This is a genomic window from Rhodococcus sp. JVH1, assembly GCF_000280725.2.
GTDB lineage: Bacteria > Actinomycetota > Actinomycetes > Mycobacteriales > Mycobacteriaceae > Rhodococcus_F > Rhodococcus_F jostii_A.
Genome location: NZ_CP166290.1, coordinates 437,082 through 455,900, shown reverse-complemented (window position 1 = coordinate 455,900; position 18,819 = coordinate 437,082). Strand labels below are relative to the sequence as shown.

18 protein-coding genes are annotated in these 18,819 nt (G+C 66.4%); 10 read left to right on the top strand and 8 right to left on the bottom strand.

The window, feature by feature from the left end; genetic code table 11:
• The first annotated feature begins 446 nt into the window (after positions 1-446).
• Complete coding sequence (gene nemA, locus JVH1_RS39670) at positions 447-1,412, top strand: N-ethylmaleimide reductase (RefSeq protein WP_009480758.1); 966 nt, start codon at positions 447-449, stop codon at positions 1,410-1,412.
• A gap of 494 nt (positions 1,413-1,906) precedes the next feature.
• Here the strand turns inward: nemA and JVH1_RS39665 are convergent, their stop codons facing one another.
• The 7 genes from JVH1_RS39665 to JVH1_RS39635 form a co-directional block, all read right to left on the bottom strand.
• On the bottom strand, positions 1,907-2,167 hold the full coding sequence (locus JVH1_RS39665; protein ID WP_051033844.1) for an N-acetyltransferase: 261 nt from the start codon (positions 2,165-2,167) through the stop codon (positions 1,907-1,909).
• Positions 2,168-2,190: 23 nt separating this feature from the next.
• Entirely contained in the window at positions 2,191-2,361 is a 171-nt protein-coding gene (locus JVH1_RS39660) for a hypothetical protein (protein ID WP_202803517.1), read from the bottom strand.
• 111 nt (positions 2,362-2,472) lie between these two features.
• Positions 2,473-2,805: an MFS transporter gene (locus JVH1_RS39655; RefSeq protein ID WP_009480761.1), complete on the bottom strand. Its 333-nt coding sequence runs from the start codon at positions 2,803-2,805 to the stop codon at positions 2,473-2,475.
• A 216-nt stretch (positions 2,806-3,021) separates the two neighbouring features.
• Complete coding sequence (locus JVH1_RS39650) at positions 3,022-3,390, bottom strand: hypothetical protein (RefSeq protein WP_009480762.1); 369 nt, start codon at positions 3,388-3,390, stop codon at positions 3,022-3,024.
• 551 nt (positions 3,391-3,941) lie between these two features.
• Entirely contained in the window at positions 3,942-4,652 is a 711-nt protein-coding gene (locus tag JVH1_RS39645) for an ABC transporter substrate-binding protein (RefSeq protein ID WP_009480764.1), read from the bottom strand.
• Positions 4,653-4,727: 75 nt separating this feature from the next.
• Entirely contained in the window at positions 4,728-6,143 is a 1,416-nt protein-coding gene (locus JVH1_RS39640) for a glutamine synthetase family protein (RefSeq protein WP_009480765.1), read from the bottom strand.
• A 251-nt stretch (positions 6,144-6,394) separates the two neighbouring features.
• Positions 6,395-7,825: an aldehyde dehydrogenase gene (locus tag JVH1_RS39635; protein WP_009480766.1), complete on the bottom strand. Its 1,431-nt coding sequence runs from the start codon at positions 7,823-7,825 to the stop codon at positions 6,395-6,397.
• 113 nt (positions 7,826-7,938) lie between these two features.
• Between JVH1_RS39635 and JVH1_RS39630 the strand changes: the two genes are divergently transcribed.
• The 9 genes from JVH1_RS39630 to JVH1_RS39590 all read left to right on the top strand — a co-directional run bounded on the left by JVH1_RS39630 (position 7,939) and on the right by JVH1_RS39590 (position 17,767).
• Positions 7,939-9,291, top strand: coding sequence for an aspartate aminotransferase family protein (locus JVH1_RS39630; RefSeq protein WP_371113189.1), 1,353 nt, complete (start codon positions 7,939-7,941; stop codon positions 9,289-9,291).
• Between the two features lie 17 nt (positions 9,292-9,308).
• The gene (locus tag JVH1_RS39625; RefSeq protein WP_009480768.1) at positions 9,309-10,802 is read left to right on the top strand and encodes an aldehyde dehydrogenase; all 1,494 of its coding nucleotides are present in this window, start codon (positions 9,309-9,311) and stop codon (positions 10,800-10,802) included.
• A 10-nt stretch (positions 10,803-10,812) separates the two neighbouring features.
• A complete protein-coding gene (locus JVH1_RS39620; protein ID WP_043783071.1) occupies positions 10,813-11,568 on the top strand; it encodes a gamma-glutamyl-gamma-aminobutyrate hydrolase family protein in 756 nt (251 codons plus the stop codon).
• 84 nt (positions 11,569-11,652) lie between these two features.
• A complete protein-coding gene (locus JVH1_RS39615) occupies positions 11,653-11,841 on the top strand; it encodes a ferredoxin (protein ID WP_009480770.1) in 189 nt (62 codons plus the stop codon).
• A 3-nt stretch (positions 11,842-11,844) separates the two neighbouring features.
• Positions 11,845-13,092, top strand: coding sequence for an NAD(P)/FAD-dependent oxidoreductase (locus tag JVH1_RS39610; protein ID WP_009480771.1), 1,248 nt, complete (start codon positions 11,845-11,847; stop codon positions 13,090-13,092).
• A 283-nt stretch (positions 13,093-13,375) separates the two neighbouring features.
• The gene (gene ald, locus JVH1_RS39605; protein WP_009480772.1) at positions 13,376-14,485 is read left to right on the top strand and encodes an alanine dehydrogenase; all 1,110 of its coding nucleotides are present in this window, start codon (positions 13,376-13,378) and stop codon (positions 14,483-14,485) included.
• Positions 14,486-14,875: 390 nt separating this feature from the next.
• Positions 14,876-16,183 carry an NAD(P)/FAD-dependent oxidoreductase gene (locus tag JVH1_RS39600; protein ID WP_009480773.1) on the top strand — a complete coding sequence of 436 codons (1,308 nt, stop codon included), beginning with the start codon at positions 14,876-14,878 and terminating at the stop codon, positions 16,181-16,183.
• 257 nt (positions 16,184-16,440) lie between these two features.
• Complete coding sequence (locus JVH1_RS39595; protein WP_009480774.1) at positions 16,441-16,860, top strand: ester cyclase; 420 nt, start codon at positions 16,441-16,443, stop codon at positions 16,858-16,860.
• Positions 16,861-17,008: 148 nt separating this feature from the next.
• Complete coding sequence (locus JVH1_RS39590) at positions 17,009-17,767, top strand: hypothetical protein (RefSeq protein ID WP_009480775.1); 759 nt, start codon at positions 17,009-17,011, stop codon at positions 17,765-17,767.
• Between the two features lie 128 nt (positions 17,768-17,895).
• Here JVH1_RS39590 and JVH1_RS39585 read toward each other — a convergent pair whose 3' ends face one another.
• Positions 17,896-18,783 (bottom strand): LysR substrate-binding domain-containing protein, encoded by an 888-nt coding sequence (locus JVH1_RS39585; protein ID WP_009480776.1) that lies wholly within the window; start codon positions 18,781-18,783, stop codon positions 17,896-17,898.
• Positions 18,784-18,819 lie beyond the last annotated feature (36 nt).

Genomic DNA, 18,819 nt, shown 5'->3' with positions numbered 1-18,819 from the left:
GGCACTCTGCAGAGCAAAAACGCGGTGACGTGGGGATTCGGGCCCGTAGCTGCGATAACTGAATTATCACCGCCCAGTGCGCACAAACCATGCGTGACCCGGGACAAGACGCGAATCCCTCCACTACAACGCTGGGTTCGGGACGTCAGCAGAGCGTGACGAGACCTCGCGCCGTCGACGGCGACCTCGAACACGGCTAGCCCGCGCGAGGAATGACCGTTGAGTACGTGCGCGACGGCCGCATGATTGGCGCGGTTGTGGAGGGTGGAACGCCGGCGCAACGGGTAGTGGGACGCAAGCGTGTCGCGCTCAGCACGGGGCTTGCGCCTAGAGATCCGCACGGCGGCAACCGTGAAATGTTTCCGGCACCGAAACTCCGCCCTCCACCCTTTTACATCAAACCTCTAAGATTGTATGTTGTAGAAAAAAGTGAAGGAGTCCCATTCATGGAGGACACCCGCGACGTCATCGTCGCCCGAACGACATCAGCCGGCCCACTGCACTCACCACTGCGCGTCGGAGCGCTAAACCTGCCCAACCGGGTGTTGATGGCGCCGCTCACTCGGATGCGAGCCACCCCACCAGACGACGTACCCAACGACCTGATGCGTGACTACTACGTTCAACGTGCGTGCGCCGGCCTGATCGTCTCGGAAGGAACGCAGATCTCCCCCGAGGGCAAGGGCTATATGGACACGCCGGGTATCTACAGCCCCGAGCAGGTGGCCGGGTGGCGCCGCGTGACAGACGCGGTGCATGCGGCCGGCGGCCGTATCGCCGCTCAGCTGTGGCACGTGGGTCGCGTATCCCATGAGTCACTACACGACGGAGCGTTGCCCGTGTCGGCGAGCGCGCTGCCGTACCGAAACCGCACGACCTTGCGCGGCGTGAATGGGCGTCCGGAGCGTGTGAGCTGCCCGACGCCCCGAGCACTGCGTACTGACGAGATCCCACGCGTAATCGATGACTACCGCGCGGCAACGGTCAACGCGCGCGAGGCGGGTTTCGACGCAGTTGAGATCCATGGCGCGCACGGTTATCTCCTCCACCAGTTCCTTTCGCCACAGTCGAACCACCGGGACGACGCTTACGGCGGATCGCAGACCAACCGCGCCCGGCTGATGTTGGAGGTCGTCGACGCGGTGACCGGCGCGTGGGACGCCGACCACATCGGTGTCCGCGTCTCGCCAGTCGGTCCCTTCAACGGGCTCGACGACCCGGAAAGTGCCGAGATGGGGTTTCACGTGGCGACGGAGCTCGCGGCTCGCGGTATAGCGTTTCTGCACCTTTCCGAGCCGGACTGGGCGGGCGGCCCGCCCCTGGACCAAGAGTTTCGCGCCCAACTGCGGTCAGCATTTCCCGGCGTCATCGTCGGCGCCGGCAGCTACGACGTCGAGAAGGCCGAGACCTGATTGATGCCGTCGCCTTCGGCCGCTCGTTCATTGCCAACCCCGATCTGCCCGTCCGCCTTGCGAAAGGACTGCCGCTCAACGAACCGGTGCCCGCGACGTTCTACGGCGGGGACGCCGAGGGCTACACGGACTATCCGGCCCACAGCGCGTAGCACCACATCTGCCTGCGCCCGTGTTACTCGGCGCCCATCGACTCGCGTCGAGTTCCTCGGCGCCGGCACCATGGGACGGTGGCCTCGAGGACGAGGCTCGCCTCGATTCAGCTCCTCCGGCGGTGGTGGAATGCTTGTACTGGACAGCCGAAGATCGACTCATTCACCAAGCGGGCATGCAGCCTCCGGGGTCCAACCCAAGCCGCCCGACCGTGGCCACTTCAGGCGGAACCAGTCTGGTCAGCCGGCGAGGGCGCGACGCGTGGAGCCGTGACGGGTGGCATGACGGGGTGGTCGGCGCACACGCTGGCTCGGGTGCGCCGACCTGAGTTGCCGCCCTGGTTAACTGCGACCTACCAGGGTTGTCACGTATGGCACGAGTCCTTGCCCGGCGTAGAACCGGATCGCGGCCCCGTTACTCGTGATCACGGATAGCTCCAACTGGGCCGCGTCCTGCTTCGCAAACTCGGACCGGACTGCCTCGAACAGCCGCGTCCCGATCCCGCTTCCGCGCTGATCGGCCTGTACGGAAAGGGATTTCAGGACGCCTGTCCTCGCCCCCGACTCCCACGAGCCCTGAGCCTCATCCTTCACACGGGCCATGGCGTAGCCGATCGGTTCACCGTTTACCTCGCCGTCAGAGCGAAGGCGTCCGGTGAGGCGAGCCACTCCACGTACTTCGCCTTGCGATTCCTCCACGGCGCTTCGGGGGACAGCGGCGCTCCGATCGGTTCCTCGACCCGGGCTCGGAGGTAGAGTCCGACAGCCAGCAGCATGAACGCGGATAGGAAAGGCACTCGCCAACCCCTGCCGTCGAACTGTTCATCGGGTAGCAGGCCGACGAGTGCGAACGTGCCGCTTGAGAGCAACAGCCCGATCGGGACTCCGAATTGCGGTACCGCGGCGTACTAGTCGCGGCGGTGCGCAGGTGCGTACTCGAGCGCTATCAGTGTCGCGCCGCCCCACTCCCCGCCGACCGAAACCCCTTGGAGAACCGCGGCGCGGTGAGCAAGATGGGGCGGCGCTCCGATGGCGTCGTAGGTGGGGAGCAGCCCGATCAGGCCGGTCGATAAGCCTATGAGAGTGACGGTGATGATCAGCGCGAGTCGTCGTCCGCGCCGATCTCCGAGGTGGCCGAATACCGCCGCCCCGAGCGGTCTGACGACGAAACCGGCGGCGAAGAACGCCAGCAGCGTACCGACCACCGGGTCGAAGGAGGGAAAGAACAACCGGTTGGACACAAGTGCAGCGGCGGTTCCGTGAGGAAGTAGTCGCTTCTAGCGCGGTTCCGACAACTCATGCCGTCGCGCCCCGCCTGGGCTCACGCTCGGGGGTGAGAAGGTCCTTACTCACTGGTTCGTCATCCGCTAGCTCCTCGGAGTCACTGATGTCTACGGCGACGAGCGCGTCGCTGCATTGAGCGTAGGACCGACTTCGACAGCTTGCGGCGCCAGTGGCTATCGGGTCGATCGGCGGGCGAAGTAAGCAGTGTGTATTCGGCGCGCGATGCTGGGGTCGCAGTCGGGCAGGTAGATCGCCTGTCGAAGGGCCTCTAGGTAGCGGGCTGTGGTCATCCCGAACTGGACCATGATTTCGTCTGGCGGCGGTCCTCCGTACGGGATCCAGTTCTGTGCGAAGCGGATCAGCTGGTCTGCCTCACGCGGAACGCGGGTGTGTCGCTCCGCGCGGACTCTGTCGCGCAGCCGTTGTCGGCGGGGGAGTGGATGCGCCGTGGGGTGCTCGTCGGCGGCGGGGTTGTTGGCGAGGCTCCTGCTCGACGTGGGGTCGTGCCGGAAGTCGCGGGTCTTGGTGTGCGGTTCAGACATGGGAAACCAGCTGTCTAGAGAAGTAATTCAGTCGGATAGTTGTCCGGGGATCGAGCCGGCAGTACCGGCATACGTCGGTGTTCGCAGTCGGGCGACGATGCGCGGCAACCTAATCAGCGCGCCAGGCTGGGCTGTCATCGGGTGGTGGGGGTGTGTTCGTGCGCTGCGTCTCGTCGAGTTCGGTGAGGATCGAGGATCCGTACACGTGCTCGAGATCGGCGCGAGTGCGTTCGGGAAGGCGCCTTCGGTGGAAGCGGATTGCATTGAGTAGTCGGCGACGATAGTCGTCGACCTCGATGTGGAAGAGATCTCTGATCCGGTCCCGGGGTGGGCCCGCCGATCGGCGCCCACAGAGTGGCCAGGTCGAGAATGTCGTCGTCGGGATGTGTCACCGTCGATTCCACAGGTTTCTCCCAACCGTTGAGGGGTGAGTTCCTCGGTAGTGGTCCGTGTGTCCGGTCTGGGCGGCGGCCGCCGTTGTACAGGTGCAGATGTCGGCGGTCGCCGCCTTCACGGGAAGTTGATGCCGTGCCGCGAGGGCGACGGCAGGTTCACAAGGGAAATGCTTTGGTGGGGAAGTTGTTGTTCCAGATTCCGGCGAGCGTGCCGTTCGCGATTAGGTGCTGGATCGCCTCGTTTAGGCTGGTGCGCAACGCATCTGAATCTTTGCGCACCGCAATGCCGTACGGGTTTCCGCTGGGTGCGATGAAAGCGACCCGCAGCTTACCGGTGGCTTCGAGTGCGGGCAGGACGATCTCGTCGTCGACGAACGCATCGATGGTGCCGTCGACGGCGGCGTCGGCCATCTCGTGGAAGGCGTCGTCACCGGAGCCGTATTCGACGACCTCGGCGCCGGTGAACGATGCGGCCAGCGCAATGTTGGTGGTCCCGGTGATGGCGCCGACTTTACGGCCGACGAGGTCGGCGGCCGAGTGGATGGGGCTGTCGGTGCGGACGACGACTCCTTCGTTGAACCGTCCGTAGGGGAGGGTGAAGTCGACGATTTCCTCGCGGTCGGGGGTGATGGCCTGGTTGCACAGGATTGCGTCGCATCGCTTCTCGGTCAGTGTCGGCACGAAATCGGACCACCGGCGGACGTCGACCCACTGGAGTTCGAGGCCCAGATGACCGGCCAGTGCCCGGCCGAGGTCGGGCTCGTAGCCGAACCGCACACCGTCGACGACGGAGGTCATGGGGGGAGCGGCAATGTCCGTGGAGCACAGGACGAGAGTTCCGGATTGGATGAGTTGCAGATCGCTCACGGTAGGGATCCTTCTGGAGGTGATACCGGCATGGACGATCGGACCCCGCCCGGGGGCGGGGTCCGAAAGGGTGTGTTACGGGGTGTACCGCAGGTAGGTGTTGAAGTCCCAGTCGGTGATCGCGCCCGAGCGCCGGTTGCATTCGTCACGCTTGCAGGCGGTGAAGGTGTCGTAGAGCGAGCCGGGCAGAACGGAGCGGACCGCCTTGTCTTCCTCGAGGGCGTCCAAGGCTTCGGACAAGGTCAGGGGCGGCGCCGCGAAGGTCGAGGGGGTCTCTTCGTCGGAGGGTGCGTAGGCGTTGCCGAGTTCGGGTTTGCCGGGATCGAGGTTGCGGCGGATGCCGTCGGCCATCGCACCGAGTAGCGCGGCGTGGGACAGGTAGGGGTTGACGGCGGCGTCGGGGGAGCGGACTTCGACGCGTCCGGGCAGCACACGGTAGCTGGTGGTGCGGTTGTCGTATCCCCAGTTGGTGACGGCCGGCGCGAACAGGCCGACGTCCCAGAACCGGGCGTAGGAGTTGGTCGTCGATGCGAGCACCGCGGTCATTCCGCGGGTGTGCTCGAGCAGGCCACCGAGCGCGTGCCGGCCGAGTTCGGTGAGATCGTCGTCGTCGGCGAACACGTTTTCGTCGCCACGCCAGAGGCTCGCATGGTGGTGGCAGCCGTTGGCCATGATGCCGGGGACCGGCTTGGGCATGAAGGTGGCCAGGACGCCGAACTCCTTGGCCACCGCCATGCAGATCTGCCGGTAGGTGATCAGTCGGTCTGCGGTCGCGAGGGCGTTGTCGTAGAGGAAGTTGCACTCGAGCTGGCCGGGGTCCTCGTAGTCGGACTGGATCATCTCGAAGCCCATTTCCTGGGCGTATTGGGTGATGCGCTTGAGGATCGGCATCATTTCCGCGATGTGCTCGAGGTGGTAGGACGGGCCCACCCAGTCGGGGAAGAAGGAGGCGGAGCGGTCGATGGCGTCCGGGCCGCTGAACCAGCTCATCTCCGGTTCGCACCCGGTGCGGAGCTCGAGTCCGGTCTCTTCCCGGAAGGCGGCGATGACGCGCTTGAGGTTGCCGCGGGCGTCGGCCTCTTCCGGTTCACCCGGTCCGACTTCCTCGCGCAGTGAGCGGAAGTGGTCGCAGAACACTCGTGCCACGCTCCGGTCCCACGGCAGGATCTGCGCGGTGGCCAAGTCGGGGACCAGGAGGCCCTCCCGGGTGCTGATGCCGCCTGGTCCGAGCAGCTCACCGGCCAGGCTCGCCTGCAGGCCGCCGGCGACGGCGTAGCCGAAGGGCACGCCCTTGCGGCCGGCGGTCTCGAGGAAATACTTGACCGGCATCACCTTTCCGAGGACGCGGCCCTGCACACTCACGTACTGGCAATGCACGTGCGTGACACCGCCTTCGTCGAACAGCTGCCGACACCGTTCCAGCTCGGAGTCACGGGCGGGATCGCTGAGCGCGAGTTCCAGCGGGGTCATGTGTTCACGGGTGGTGGGCATACTTGTCCTCCGGGGTCTCAAGAATAGTGTGCTACGCCGCGCCCATCGAGTGGGCGTTCCGGGCGACGTGTGCGGCACGGGGGGATCCCAGGGGCGAACCCTGAGTGATGATATAACATCAGACATTAGATGTTATTCGCTTGTTGGGTGTTCCGCAACCCTCCGGTCCGGTGTATTCAGCATCCAGACCGGTCTGTACGAATGTTCCGGCGCCGCCGCGAGCGGTGCGCCGGGACATCACGTCTCAGGGCTCAACCGTGCTTGATCCAGAGGTGTTTGACCTGGGTGAACTCGTCGATGCCGTAACTCGAGCCTTCGCTGCCGTACCCGGAATCCTTGACCCCGCCGTGCGGCATCTCGGGAAGCATCGACAGGTGGTCGTTCATCCAGACCGTGCCGAACTCGAGGCGCGGGGCGGTGTTCATCGCCCGGTTCAGGTCGCGGGTCCACAGGGACGCGGCCAGCCCGAAGGGGGTCCCGTTCGCCCACTCCACCGCCTGGGCGTCGGTGTCGAACGGTTGCACGGTCACGACCGGACCGAAAATCTCCTCCTGCACGATCGTGTCACCCTGCTCGACGCCGGTGATCACCGTCGGGGTAACGAAATTGCTGTCGGAGTCCTGGTCGAGGTGCCCGGTCAGAATCTTCGCGTTCTGGGCCTTGTGGATGTAGCCGACAACCCGATCACGGTGCCCGCGATAGGCAAGTGGCCCCATCTCGATGTGCTCGCCCTCCTCGGGCGCGCCGACTCGGACCGACTCGAACGCGGGAACGAGGCGATCGAGAAGATCGTCGTAGCAGGACTTCGCCACCAGAAGCCGCGACGCTGAAAGGCAGACCTGACCGGAGTTGACCGTGGCGGCCTGACGAATTCCGGCGACCACCGCATCGAGATCGGCGTCACCGAAGACGATGGCGGGACAGTTGCCCCCCAATTCGAGATGCACCCGCTTGAGGGTGTGCGCCGCCGCGGCGGCCACCGCCTTTCCGGTAGTGACCGCGCCGGTAACCGACACCATGCGAATCTTGGGATGCTGGGAGAGCGCGGATCCGACCGGATCGCCCTGTCCGGTAATGACGTTGAGGACTCCAGGCGGCAGGATCGGGTGCGCCAGTTCGGCGAGTGCCAGTGTCGTCAACGGGGTCTGCTCGGCGGGTTTGAGCACGCAGGCGTTCCCCGCGGCGAGTGCGGCGCCGACCTTCCAGATCGCGCCCATCAGGGGGAAGTTCCACGCGGTAATCAGGCCTACGACGCCGATGGGTTCCCGGCGCACGATCGAGGTGGTGCCACGGCGGAATCCGTTGGACGCCAATCCCTCTGAGCTGCGTATCGCACCGGCGAAGAAGCGCAGGCCGTCGATCGCCTCGTCGACCTCGCCGCGGGCATTCAGGATGGGCTTGCCCACATTCGCCGATTCGAGATCGGCCAGCTCGCTCTTGTTCGCGGCCATCGCGTCGGCGAGGGCGAAGAGATACTCCGAGCGCTCCCGCGGGGTCGTCTCTCGCCATGTCTGCCAGCCGGATTCGGCGGCATCGACCGCACGGTCGACGTCGGCGCGTGAGCTCGCCGCCACCTCGCCGATCACCGTGCCCGTTGCCGGATTCGTGATCGGCGCCCGCGCGCCGTCGGCGGGGTCGACCCACCGTCCGCCGATGAAGTTCTGGCTGCGTATCTGCGTCATGCGTTTGCTCCTCCGTTGACATCCATAAATCAAACCTATAATGTCAGAGGTTAGAAGGCAAGATCCCCCGAAACTGAGTCAGAGTGGAGGTAGTCGAGTTGAGTGCGAATCCCGTGCAGACCGTCGATTCCGACCCGAGCAGGCATCTGTGGATGCATTTCAGCAACATGGGTGCGTATGCGCAGGGGGCCGAAGTCCCGGTCATCGTCCGCGGCGAGGGTTGCTACGTGTGGGACCAGCACGGGAACCGGTACCTCGACGGCCTGAGCTCGCTCTACTGCGTGAACGTCGGCCACGGCCGCACCGAGTTGGCTGACGCCGCGGCCAAGCAGGCGACCGAGTTGGCCTTCTTCCCGACGTGGGGGTTCGCTCACCCTCGCGCGATCGAGCTCGCAACCAAGATCGCCGACCTGGCGCCCGCGGATCTCAACCGGGTGTTCTTCGTCGGTGGTGGCGGCGAAGCCGTCGACTCCGCCTTCAAGCTCGCCCGGCAGTACCACAAGATTCGCGGCAAGGCCGGCAAGTACAAGGTAATCTCCCGCAACACCGCCTATCACGGCACCACCCTGGGCGCGCTGGCGGCGACCGCGTTGTCGCCGGCACGGGCACCGTTCGAGCCGCTGCCCATCGGCGGAAGCCACGTGACGAACACCAACGTGTACCGGCTGGACCCGCAGGCGGTCGATACCCTCGCCGAGGCGATCCGGGAAAGGATCGAGTTCGAGGGACCGGACACCGTCGCGGCGGTGATCCTCGAACCGGTGCAGAATTCGGGAGGCTGTTTCGTCCCGCCGGAGGGCTACTTCCAGCGCGTACGGGAGATCTGCGACCAGTACGACGTCCTGCTGATCTCCGACGAGGTCATCTGCGCGTTCGGACGCCTGGGCGAGTGGTTCGGCGCCCAACGGTTCGACTACGTGCCCGACATCATCACCACGGCCAAGGGCCTCACCTCCGCGTACGCGCCGATGGGCGCGGTCATCGCCTCCGACCGCGTCATGGAGCCGTTCCTCACCGACAACAACGTGTTCATGCACGGTGTCACCTTCGGTGGGCACCCAGTCGCCTCGGCGGTCGCGCTGGCCAACATCGAGCTGATCGAGAGCGAGAAGATGCTCGAAAACGTGCGCGCCAATGAACCGGTGTTGCGCGGAATGCTCGAGTCGCTGCGCGACATTCCCCTGGTCGGTGACGTGCGCGGAGCAGGCTACTTCTGGGCGATCGAACTGGTCAAGGACCCCCCGACGAAGCAACGCTTCTCGCCGGCCGAGGGCAAGGCGCTGCTGGCTTTCCTTGCCCCAGAACTCTATCGGCGGGGACTGATCTGCCGCGCGGACATGCGCGGAGACCTCGTGGTCCAACTGGCGCCGCCGCTCATCGCCGGCCCCGAACACTTCGCCGAGATCGAGACCATCCTGCGATCGACACTCGTCGACGCCGCGGCGCTCTCGTTGCCGACCGACTGACCCCCAGGAGAAAACTGATGAGCACGATCGACACCACCGGGCTGCCCGAATACCAGATGTACATCGACGGAGCCTGGGTCGCCGCCGAATCCGGGGCCCGCTATGCCACCACCAACCCCTACACCCAGGAGCCGTGGTCGACGGCCCCCGACGCCGGCGCCACCGACGTCGACCGCGCCGTCGCCGCCGCCCGCACCGCCCTGACCACCGGGCCGTGGTCGACCACCACCGGCGCCGAACGGGCACGGCTGATGCGCACCTTCGCCGACCTGCTCGAGCGCGATGCCACCACCCTCGGCGCCATCGAGACCACAGACAACGGCAAACTGCTGCGCGAAATGGCCGCCCAGATGGCCTATCTCCCGCAGTGGTACCGCTACTACGCCGGAATCGCCGAGACACTCGGCGGCGACACCCTGCCGTCCGATCGCCCCAACTTCTTCATCTACACCCGACGCGAGCCGGTCGGCGTCGTCGGCACCATCCTGCCCTGGAACTCACCGCTGATGCTGCTGGCGTGGAAGCTCGCGCCCGCCCTCGCTGCCGGCTGCACCCTCGTCGTCAAACCCTCGGATTACACCCCGGCCTCGACCCTCGAATTCGCCCAGCGGATGGACGAGGCGGGCTTCCCCCCGGGTGTCTTCAACGTGGTGACCGGCACCGGACCGGAGGTCGGCAAGGCCCTCGCCGGCCACCCCGGCATCGACAAGATCGCTTTCACCGGTTCCACCGCTGTCGGTATCGAGGTTGGCCGTGCGGCCCTGCAGAACATGACCCGGGTGCTGCTCGAGCTCGGCGGCAAGTCCGCCCAACTGGTGTTCCCCGACGCGGATCTGGAAGCCGCCGCCAACGGTGTCATCGCCGGCGTATTCGCCGCCACCGGGCAGACCTGCTTGGCCGGCTCACGCCTGCTGGTCCACGAATCCATCCACGACGAGCTGGTCGAGTTGATCGTGCGCCGCGCGCAGACCATCGTGCTGGGCGACCCGACGGATCCGGCCACCGAGATGGGACCGGTGGCGAACGAGAGGCAACTCGCCTCGGTGCTCGGGATGATCGACAAGGCGGTCGCCGACGGCGCCACCGTGGCCACCGGTGGTGGCCAATCACCGGGCCGCGGTGGATTGTTCGTCGAACCCACCGTGCTCACCGACGTCCGGCCGGACATGCCCATCGCGCAGGAGGAGGTCTTCGGCCCGGTACTCGCCGTGACACGCTTCTCGACCGAGGACGAGGCACTCGCATTGGCCAACGGCACGAAATACGGCCTGGCCGCCGGCGTGTGGACCCGTGACCTGCAACGCGCACATCGCGTCGCGGCTGCCGTCACGGCCGGCACCGTGTGGATCAACGCCTACCGAGTGGTCGGACCGGGCGTACCGTTCGGCGGTTTCAAGGGCAGCGGATGGGGCAGAGAAAACGGACCGGACGCAGTCCTCGAATTCACCGAAGCCAAGGCGGTGTGGGTCGAACTGACCGGCGCCACCCGCGACCCCTTCACGATCGGCTGAGGTGACCACCATGGACTCCTCCAATTCCGGGCGCGTGAAGGTCGGCATCGTCGTCGGCGTCGAACACGGGGACTTCGGGATGTGGAAGAACATCCCCACCACGACGTTGCCGACCACCTACATCGAGGCCGTCCGGCGCGCCGGGGGGACCGCGCTGCTGTTCCCGGCCGATGACGACATCACCGAAAACCCGGACCAGGTACTCGATCTCGTCGACGCGGTCATCCTGGCCGGGGGACGTGACATCGGCCCGGAGACGTACGGCCACGCCGCCCACGCCGCCACGGCCGAACCTGACACCGCGCGCGATCTCGCCGAGCTCGCGGTGGCCCGCCGCGCCCTCGAACTCGACGTCCCGATCCTCGGCATCTGCCGCGGAATGCAGATGCTCAACCTCGCCTTCGGCGGAACACTCGACCAGCACGTGCCCGACTCACTGGCCCACGACGACCACGCCGCCCACGACGGTGTGTTCGGCAAGCACGAGGTCACCCTCGTCCCGGACACGGTCGCCGCGCGCGCCTACCAGTCCGACACCGCGACCGTGTACTCCGCACACCACCAGGGCGTCGGCCGGCTCGGCACCGGGTTGATGGTCAGTGCGTACTCGGTGCCGGACGGGGTGATCGAGGCCATCGAGTCCGCCGAGCATAGGTTCGCGCTCGGTGTGTTGTGGCATCCCGAACAGGACCCGATGACCCCCCTGTTCCGGGCGTTCCTCGACCACGTCGAGGGCCGGGAACGCCACCAGCGCACCGGCTCCTGATCCGTCCGGGAACCCCCGGCAGACGACAACGACCGTACCCAGCGCGGTACAGCGACCGACCACTCAGGGAGAAGAGGCCCCATCATGAAAGTCACCGTAGACACCGCGGTGTGCGCCGACCACGGACAGTGCATCTTCAGCGCGCCGAAGGTATTTCAGTTCGATGACGACGGGAGGCTGGTCTGGGAGCCGGCGCCCGACGAATCCCTTCGCTCATCCGTCGAAGAAGCCGCGGACGTGTGCCCCGTCCAGGCGATCCGTGTGGACGACTAACCGATGACACCACGGATTGTCATCGTCGGCGGCTCCCTCGGCGGGCTGCGCGCCGCTGAGCAACTGCGCGTGCACGGCTGGTCGGGTGAGCTGACGGTGGTCGGCGCCGAGGCTCATCTGCCCTACAATCGTCCACCGCTGTCGAAGAACGTCTTGGTCGCCTCCGACGCCAGTGCACTCGGCGCCACCGAACTGATCAACTATCCGGGCGTGGCCCTGCGCCGCCGCGCGCACGTCGAGGACGTGTCCTGGATGACGGGCACCGAGGTAACCGGGGCCGTGCTGGCGGACCACGTCGTGCATACCGCCGACGGACGCACGCTCGCCTATGACGGTCTGGTCGTCTCCACAGGTCTGCGGCCCCGCCGATTGCCGATCGACGGGTTCGGCTCGCAGCGGCACGTACTACGCACCCTCGACGATGCGATCGCACTGCGTGCGCAGCTGACCGCGGGAGCCTCCGTGGTGGTTGTCGGCGGCGGCTTCATCGGCTGCGAGGTCGCCGCCAGTGCCCGCCGCGCCGGATGCCGGGTCACGGTCGTCGAGCCGTTCGCCGCACCGATGCTGCGCCCGCTCGGCTCCGAACTCGCCCGCACCCTGCAGATCTTCCACGAGGAGCAGGGCGTGGCGTTCGCACTGGGCAGGTCGGTCTCGGCCCTCGTCGGACGGTCATCGGATCCCGAGACGCTGGGTACGGTCATCCTCGACGACGAGACCGAACTCGCAGCCGACGTCCTGGTCGAGGCAGTCGGATCACGGCCCAACGTCGAATGGCTGGACGGGAACGGCCTGGACCTGTCGGACGGCGTCCTCTGCGACAACATGATGCGCGTCGAAGGTCGCGACGAGGTGGTGGCGGTCGGGGATGTGGCTCGCTTCCCGAATCCGCGATTCGACAGCACCCCGCGCCGCGTCGAACACTGGTGCGTTCCCGCCGACACCGCGCAGCGCGCCGCCACCACCTTGATCCGCGGACTGAGCCCCGCCGACAGCGATGACCGAGATCCGGCACCATTTGCGCCGCTGCCAGCTTTCTGGAGCGACCAATTCGACGTCAGAATCCAGGGATTCGGGCGCACCGACCACGCAGACCGTATCGAGGTCCTGGAGGGAGGATTCACCCCTGGATGGGCATCGGACGGCGTCGTGGTCGGCTACTTCAGAGAGTCCACGATGACCGGCGTCGTCATCGCCGGCGGCACGCCGGCGCAACGGCTGCGGCACAAAGCCCTTCTCGACGCCGTGGGCTGAGCCCTCGCCCGCCGCCACGCGTCCCACACCCTGCGGGCAAGGCCGGAGAAACCCCACCGTAGCGCAGGTTTCGGTGGCCGCCGCGTCCGAACACCCGGGCACGTCCACCTAAGCGCCCAGGCCGCTTCCCGGACCGGACACCCGCCGCCGCCGACTCCCCGGGAGCGGCGAGCCGCGGTCTCGCCCCCTGAGGCAACGTCCGGCCGTACCGCGCCGACTTGTCTACGCACCGTTGAATCACCACCCGTCTCGACAACCAAGAAAAGATCGAAGTGAGGGTCCTGTGAAGGTCAGCATTCCCAAGGAAATCAAGAACCACGAGTACCGCGTCGCCATCACCCCGGCCGGTGTACACGAACTCGTCGCGCACGGGCACGAGGTGTTCGTGGAGGAGTCGGCCGGGGTCGGATCGTCGATCCCGGACGAGGACTACCTCGCCGCCGGCGCAAAGATCCTCTCCTCGGCCGACGATGTGTGGGCCAGCGGTGACCTGATCCTGAAGGTCAAAGAACCCATCGCACCCGAGTATCACCGGATGCGTGAGGGGCAGGTCCTGTTCACCTACCTCCATCTGGCCGCCGACAAGCCACTGACCGAAGAGCTGCAGAAACGTCAGGTGACCGGCATCGCCTACGAAACGGTGCAGACCCCAAGCGGAGCCCTCCCACTCCTGGCACCGATGAGCGAGGTCGCCGGCCGGCTGGCGCCGCAAGCCGGCGCCTACCACCTGATGCGGGCCGGCGGCGGGCGCGGCGTGCTTCTCGGCGGGGTGCCCGGTGTCCCGGCGGCCAAGGTCGTCGTGATCGGTGCCGGTGTCTCGGGCATGAACGCCGCAACGATCGCACTGGGCCTGCAAGCGGAGGTTTCGCTGCTGGACCGGAACGTCGACACCCTGCGCGCCGCGGACCGCATCTACCAAGGGCGCCTGCGCACCGTCACCTCCAACGCCTACGCGATCGAAGACGCGGTCCTGGGCGCCGACCTGGTGATCGGTGCGGTGCTGGTGCCCGGAGCCAAGGCCCCGACATTGATCTCCAACGAGCTGGTCAGCCGGATGAAACCCGGATCGGTGCTGGTCGACATCTCCATCGATCAGGGTGGGTGCTTCGAGGACTCACGCCCCACCACGCACGCCCAGCCCACCTACGAAGTGCACAACTCGATCTTCTACTGCGTGGCGAACATGCCCGGCGCCGTGCCCCATACCTCCACCTATGCCCTGACCAACGTCACACTGCCCTATGCCCTCGCCCTGGCGAACAAGGGTTGGGAGCAGGCGCTGAACGACGATCAGTCGCTGGCGCGGGGCCTGAACACCCACGCCGGGCAGGTGACCTACGCCCCCGTCGCGCACCCGCACGGACTCGAGTCGGCTCACCTCGTCACCGTCTGACGGATCCGCACTTCTCCCACATCCGAAGGCTGGCCAACGGGCCGCCGAACGACCTCTTCCCCGCGCCGACCACCCCTGTTAGACGGTGGGCGCGGGGAACGGCGCGTTCGGCGGCCATTTCGGCATCTTCATCACAGAAACGGCGGGTGTAGCGCATGACGCCGATTGGGACGCGTCCCTCGGCACCAGACTTCGTCGACGACTACGCCAGCACGCTGGCTCGACCAGGGACAGGTGCGCGATACCGCGGAGTCCCGGCGCGCTTCCTCAGACGCCCAACGGAACGCGGGAAGCGAGACCTCAGAAAATTAAGACTACAACCTCTAGTATATGAAGTTATGTGGTGTTAGGTTGTGATCGCGCTCATAGTTGATGAAGGAGAGAGTGTCGATGAACGAAGTATTTGACGTAGTTGTCGTGGGGGCCGGATTCGCCGGCATCACCGCCGCCCGAGACCTGACCGCGGAGGGGAAGTCGGTCGTCGTTCTCGAGGGACGCGATCGCATCGGCGGCCGTACCTACACCGATGACAAGATCGGGCGGGCGGTGGAACTCGGCGGCGCCTACGTGCACTGGACCCAGCCGAACCTGTGGCGGGAGATGCAGCGGCACGGTCTCGAACTGTCGACCCCCGTGCCGATCGACCGCGTTCACTGGCTCGCCGACGGCGCCCTGCACTCGGGCACCGAGGTGGAATTCGACGCCCTCGCCGGCCCGGGCATGGAGCGGTTCGTCGAGGACGCTCGCGAGCATTTCCCGTATCCCCACGACGTCCACACCGCGGACATCGGGGAGATCGATCTGGAGACCTTCACCGACCGGATGAAGCGACTCGATCTCGACCCGGCCGAACGCGACATGCTCGACGGCATCCTCTCCTACACGGTGGCCGCCCCCGACCAGCAGGCGGTATCGCAGATTCTCCGTTGGGCCGCACTGTATTTCGGCGAATGGCGCGTTCTCTGGGAATCGGGTGCCTACTGGCGCATCACGACCGGAACCAAGAGCCTGATCGAAGCGATTGCCGCCGAATCCTCCGCCGATATCCGGCTGTCGACTCCGGTGTCGGCCATCGCGAACGACGGCGGCGGAGTGCGCGTCACCACTCGGGTGGGGGAGACGATCCGCGCCAAGTCCGTCATCGTGACCGTCCCGGTCAATGCCCTCAACACGATCGAGTTCTCGCCCGCGTTGAACGAGGGTAGCCAGCGCCTCGTCGACGAGGGGCATCCGATGCGCAACCGCAAGATCTGGGTCCGGGCCAAGGGCGAGATCGAAGCGTTCACCGCCTACGCCCCGCTCGGGGCCAACCCCATCACCATCGCCATGACCGAATACCGTCTCGACGGTGACACCTTGATCGTGTGCTTCTGTCCCGACGCCACCGCGATCGACCCCGACGACAAGGACGCGGTCCAGGACGCGTTGCGCGCGTACGTGCCCGACCTCGAGGTCGTGGACACCGACGGGCATGACTGGGCAGACGACGAATTCTCGCAGGGCACCTGGATGATGATGCGTCCTGGACAGCTGTCATCGGCAGTCCCGGACATCCAGAAGCCGCACGGCCACGTCTACTTCGCCGGCAGCGACATCGCACCCTCGTTCGTCGGGTGGATCGAGGGTGCTCTCGAAAGCGGCGCCCTCGCCGCCCGGAACGTGGTCCGCGATCAGGCGGCAACCACCCCGCGGGCCTGAGAGCCCGACCCGGCTTTTTCCGGCGAATCGGCAGCCAGTGCGCCGGAAGTCCGGACGGCGGGCTCGTCGATCGCCGGGTGCCAACCCGGCCGCAGCGGCGAAGACACTCGCGGATCGCCGCGGCCGTCAATCCCGTCGTGGGCATCGGCCCCGAACGGGCCGGCCCCCGATCACCCCCGTACCCCACACTCAACCACTATTTTCCCGGGTGTGCCGTGCGTGATACGGCCCACCCGGGGGCACAGAAGGGAATCCCCGTGCGCCCCGGCTTGCACAACTTCGTCAAGGACATGGACAAGGCATGGGCGGCCGCGCAGCCCCACAAGGCTATCGCCGCGCATTTCGCGGAAGACGGTGTCCTGCACGATATGACCTCACCCGGCCCGGCCACCGGCCGGGCTGCGATCGCCGAAGCGATGAGCGCCTTCACGAACGCCTTCTCATCGATGGAGTTCCACAGTTCCGTCGTCGCCGACGACGGTGAGACGGCCACCGTCGAATGGACCGTGACCGGAGTCCATACCGGGGACCTGGACGGAATCGCACCGACCGGCAACTACATCGAGGTACGCGGCGTCAACTTGCTCAAATGCAACTCCGACGGACAGTTGCTCGAAGAGCGCTCGTACTGGGACTCGGGGACGCTGCTCCGCCAGCTCGGAGTCTTCGACAACTGATCAAAAAGTCAACACAGCGGCGCCCGGGGACCTCTCAGGGCGCCGTTGCTGTACGCACCGCCGCTGCCCCCCACGTTCGCCGGCGGCACCACCCCCCGCAACTCACACTCGAACGCCCGCTCCCACCCCTTCACCATGGAGACCCCAAATGATGATGACACGCCTGATTGCGGTGACCGCCTTTGCTATTACGGCAGTGGTCGCCACCACCAGCACCGCCAGTGCCGCCCCGGAACAGGCCGACCCGCACCATGGTTCAGCCCTGGAAACGGAGATCCTTCCCGGTATCCATTACACCGCGAGTATCGTCGACAAGTCCGTCGTCCTGACCACCGACGGCGGCTCGCTGACCACCCAGGGCAACCAGTTCCAGGTACTCGATGCCGCCGGGAATCTGGTGGCCGGGTTCCCGCTGACCTACTCACGGGATGGGAAAGAATGGCCGATCGCCGCCCAGATCGACGGCAGGAGTGCCACCCTCACACTCAGCACTGAACCCGCTACCGCCACGCCGCTGAAGGATGCAGCGCTCCCACTGCAGCCGACCGCATTGGACGTGCGGTCACCGGAATTCAGCGCTGCCATCATCAACTTCGGTACCGAAGTTGCGCTCGGCATCGGTATCGGCAGTCTGATCGGCACGGCGATCGGTGCCGGGATCGGATGCATTGCCGGAGGAGCGCTCGTCGGATCCGCGGTCGCCGTTCCGACAATCGGGACCCTCGCGGTCCCCGGGTTCCTCGGTGGATGCTTGGTCACCGGAGCCGCGGCAGGGGCGATCGGAGCGGTCGCCGGAACCGTCATCGTGGGTGGGCCCGTCGCCGTTGCGAGCGCACTCCAGTTCTATGACGCGATCAACGCCCCCGCCGCCGAACCCGTCCCCGCCGCCGAACCCCTGGCAGGGTGACACCCGGACAACACGGCGCGCTGTTCGGCCGGTGTTCGGGCCCGGACGGGTCGGGCCCGAATACCGGACCGGGGGTCGTACGACGAGTGCCGCGAGGAGCACGGTGCGGCTGCGCTCCATCCCGGGCACTAGGCAGGGTGCCCGACGAGGGCCATCACGCGGTCGACGAGTGCGTCATCGCGCGCCGCATTGGCGATGACCAGTGTCTGGAGGCGGGGGGCGTCGGCGGCGAGGGGCCGGTAGGTAATCCCCGGAACGGTCCCGTCCCGGATCTCCCGTGGGACGAGACACACGCAGTTGGTGGATGCGACCAAACCGAGCATTCCCATCAGGCTGTCCGCTCGCCCGCCGTCCCGGGGTTCGAAACCTCCGGCGCGGCAACCCGCGTAAATCAACTGGCTGAGCCCGGGCAATGCGGTTGCGGATGGCAGCGCGAAATCCTGATGCCGCAAGTCGGCTAGGGCGATGTCTTCCCGGGACGCGAGAAGATGGTCGGCGGGCAGAGCGCATACCAGGGGTTCGTCGTGCAGGAGCCGGATATCGAGGTGTTCGGGGTCGGACAGTGGAGCGCGCACCATGGCGAAGTCCAGCCGACGGCTGCGCACCATGTCGGCGAGTTCGGCGGAGGTGCGTTGGTAGAGGTTGATGTGCAGTCCCGGCAGGTTGTCGCGGACCATGCCGATGAGGCGGGGGACTGAGACGTAAGAGGCGCCGCTGATGAATCCGAGGCGGAGGGTTCCCTCCGCTCCTTGCGCGATCCGCCTGGCGCGTTCGGCGGCGGAACTCTGTGCGTCCAAGAGGTGTCGTGCGTCGAGAGCAAATGCTTTGCCGGCGGGGGTGAGTTGCACCTGGCGGGTGCTTCGTTCCAGCAGCGGGACCCCGATGGTCTTCTCGAGGCGTTTGATCGCCTGAGTGAGGGGCGGCTGACTCATGGACAGGCGCTCGGCGGCGCGGGTGAAGTGACGCTCTTCGGCGACCACGACGAACTGCTCCAGCAGCCGCCGCGAAAAATCCATATCTTCCATCATATGAATTCTGCCCCAATTAGTATT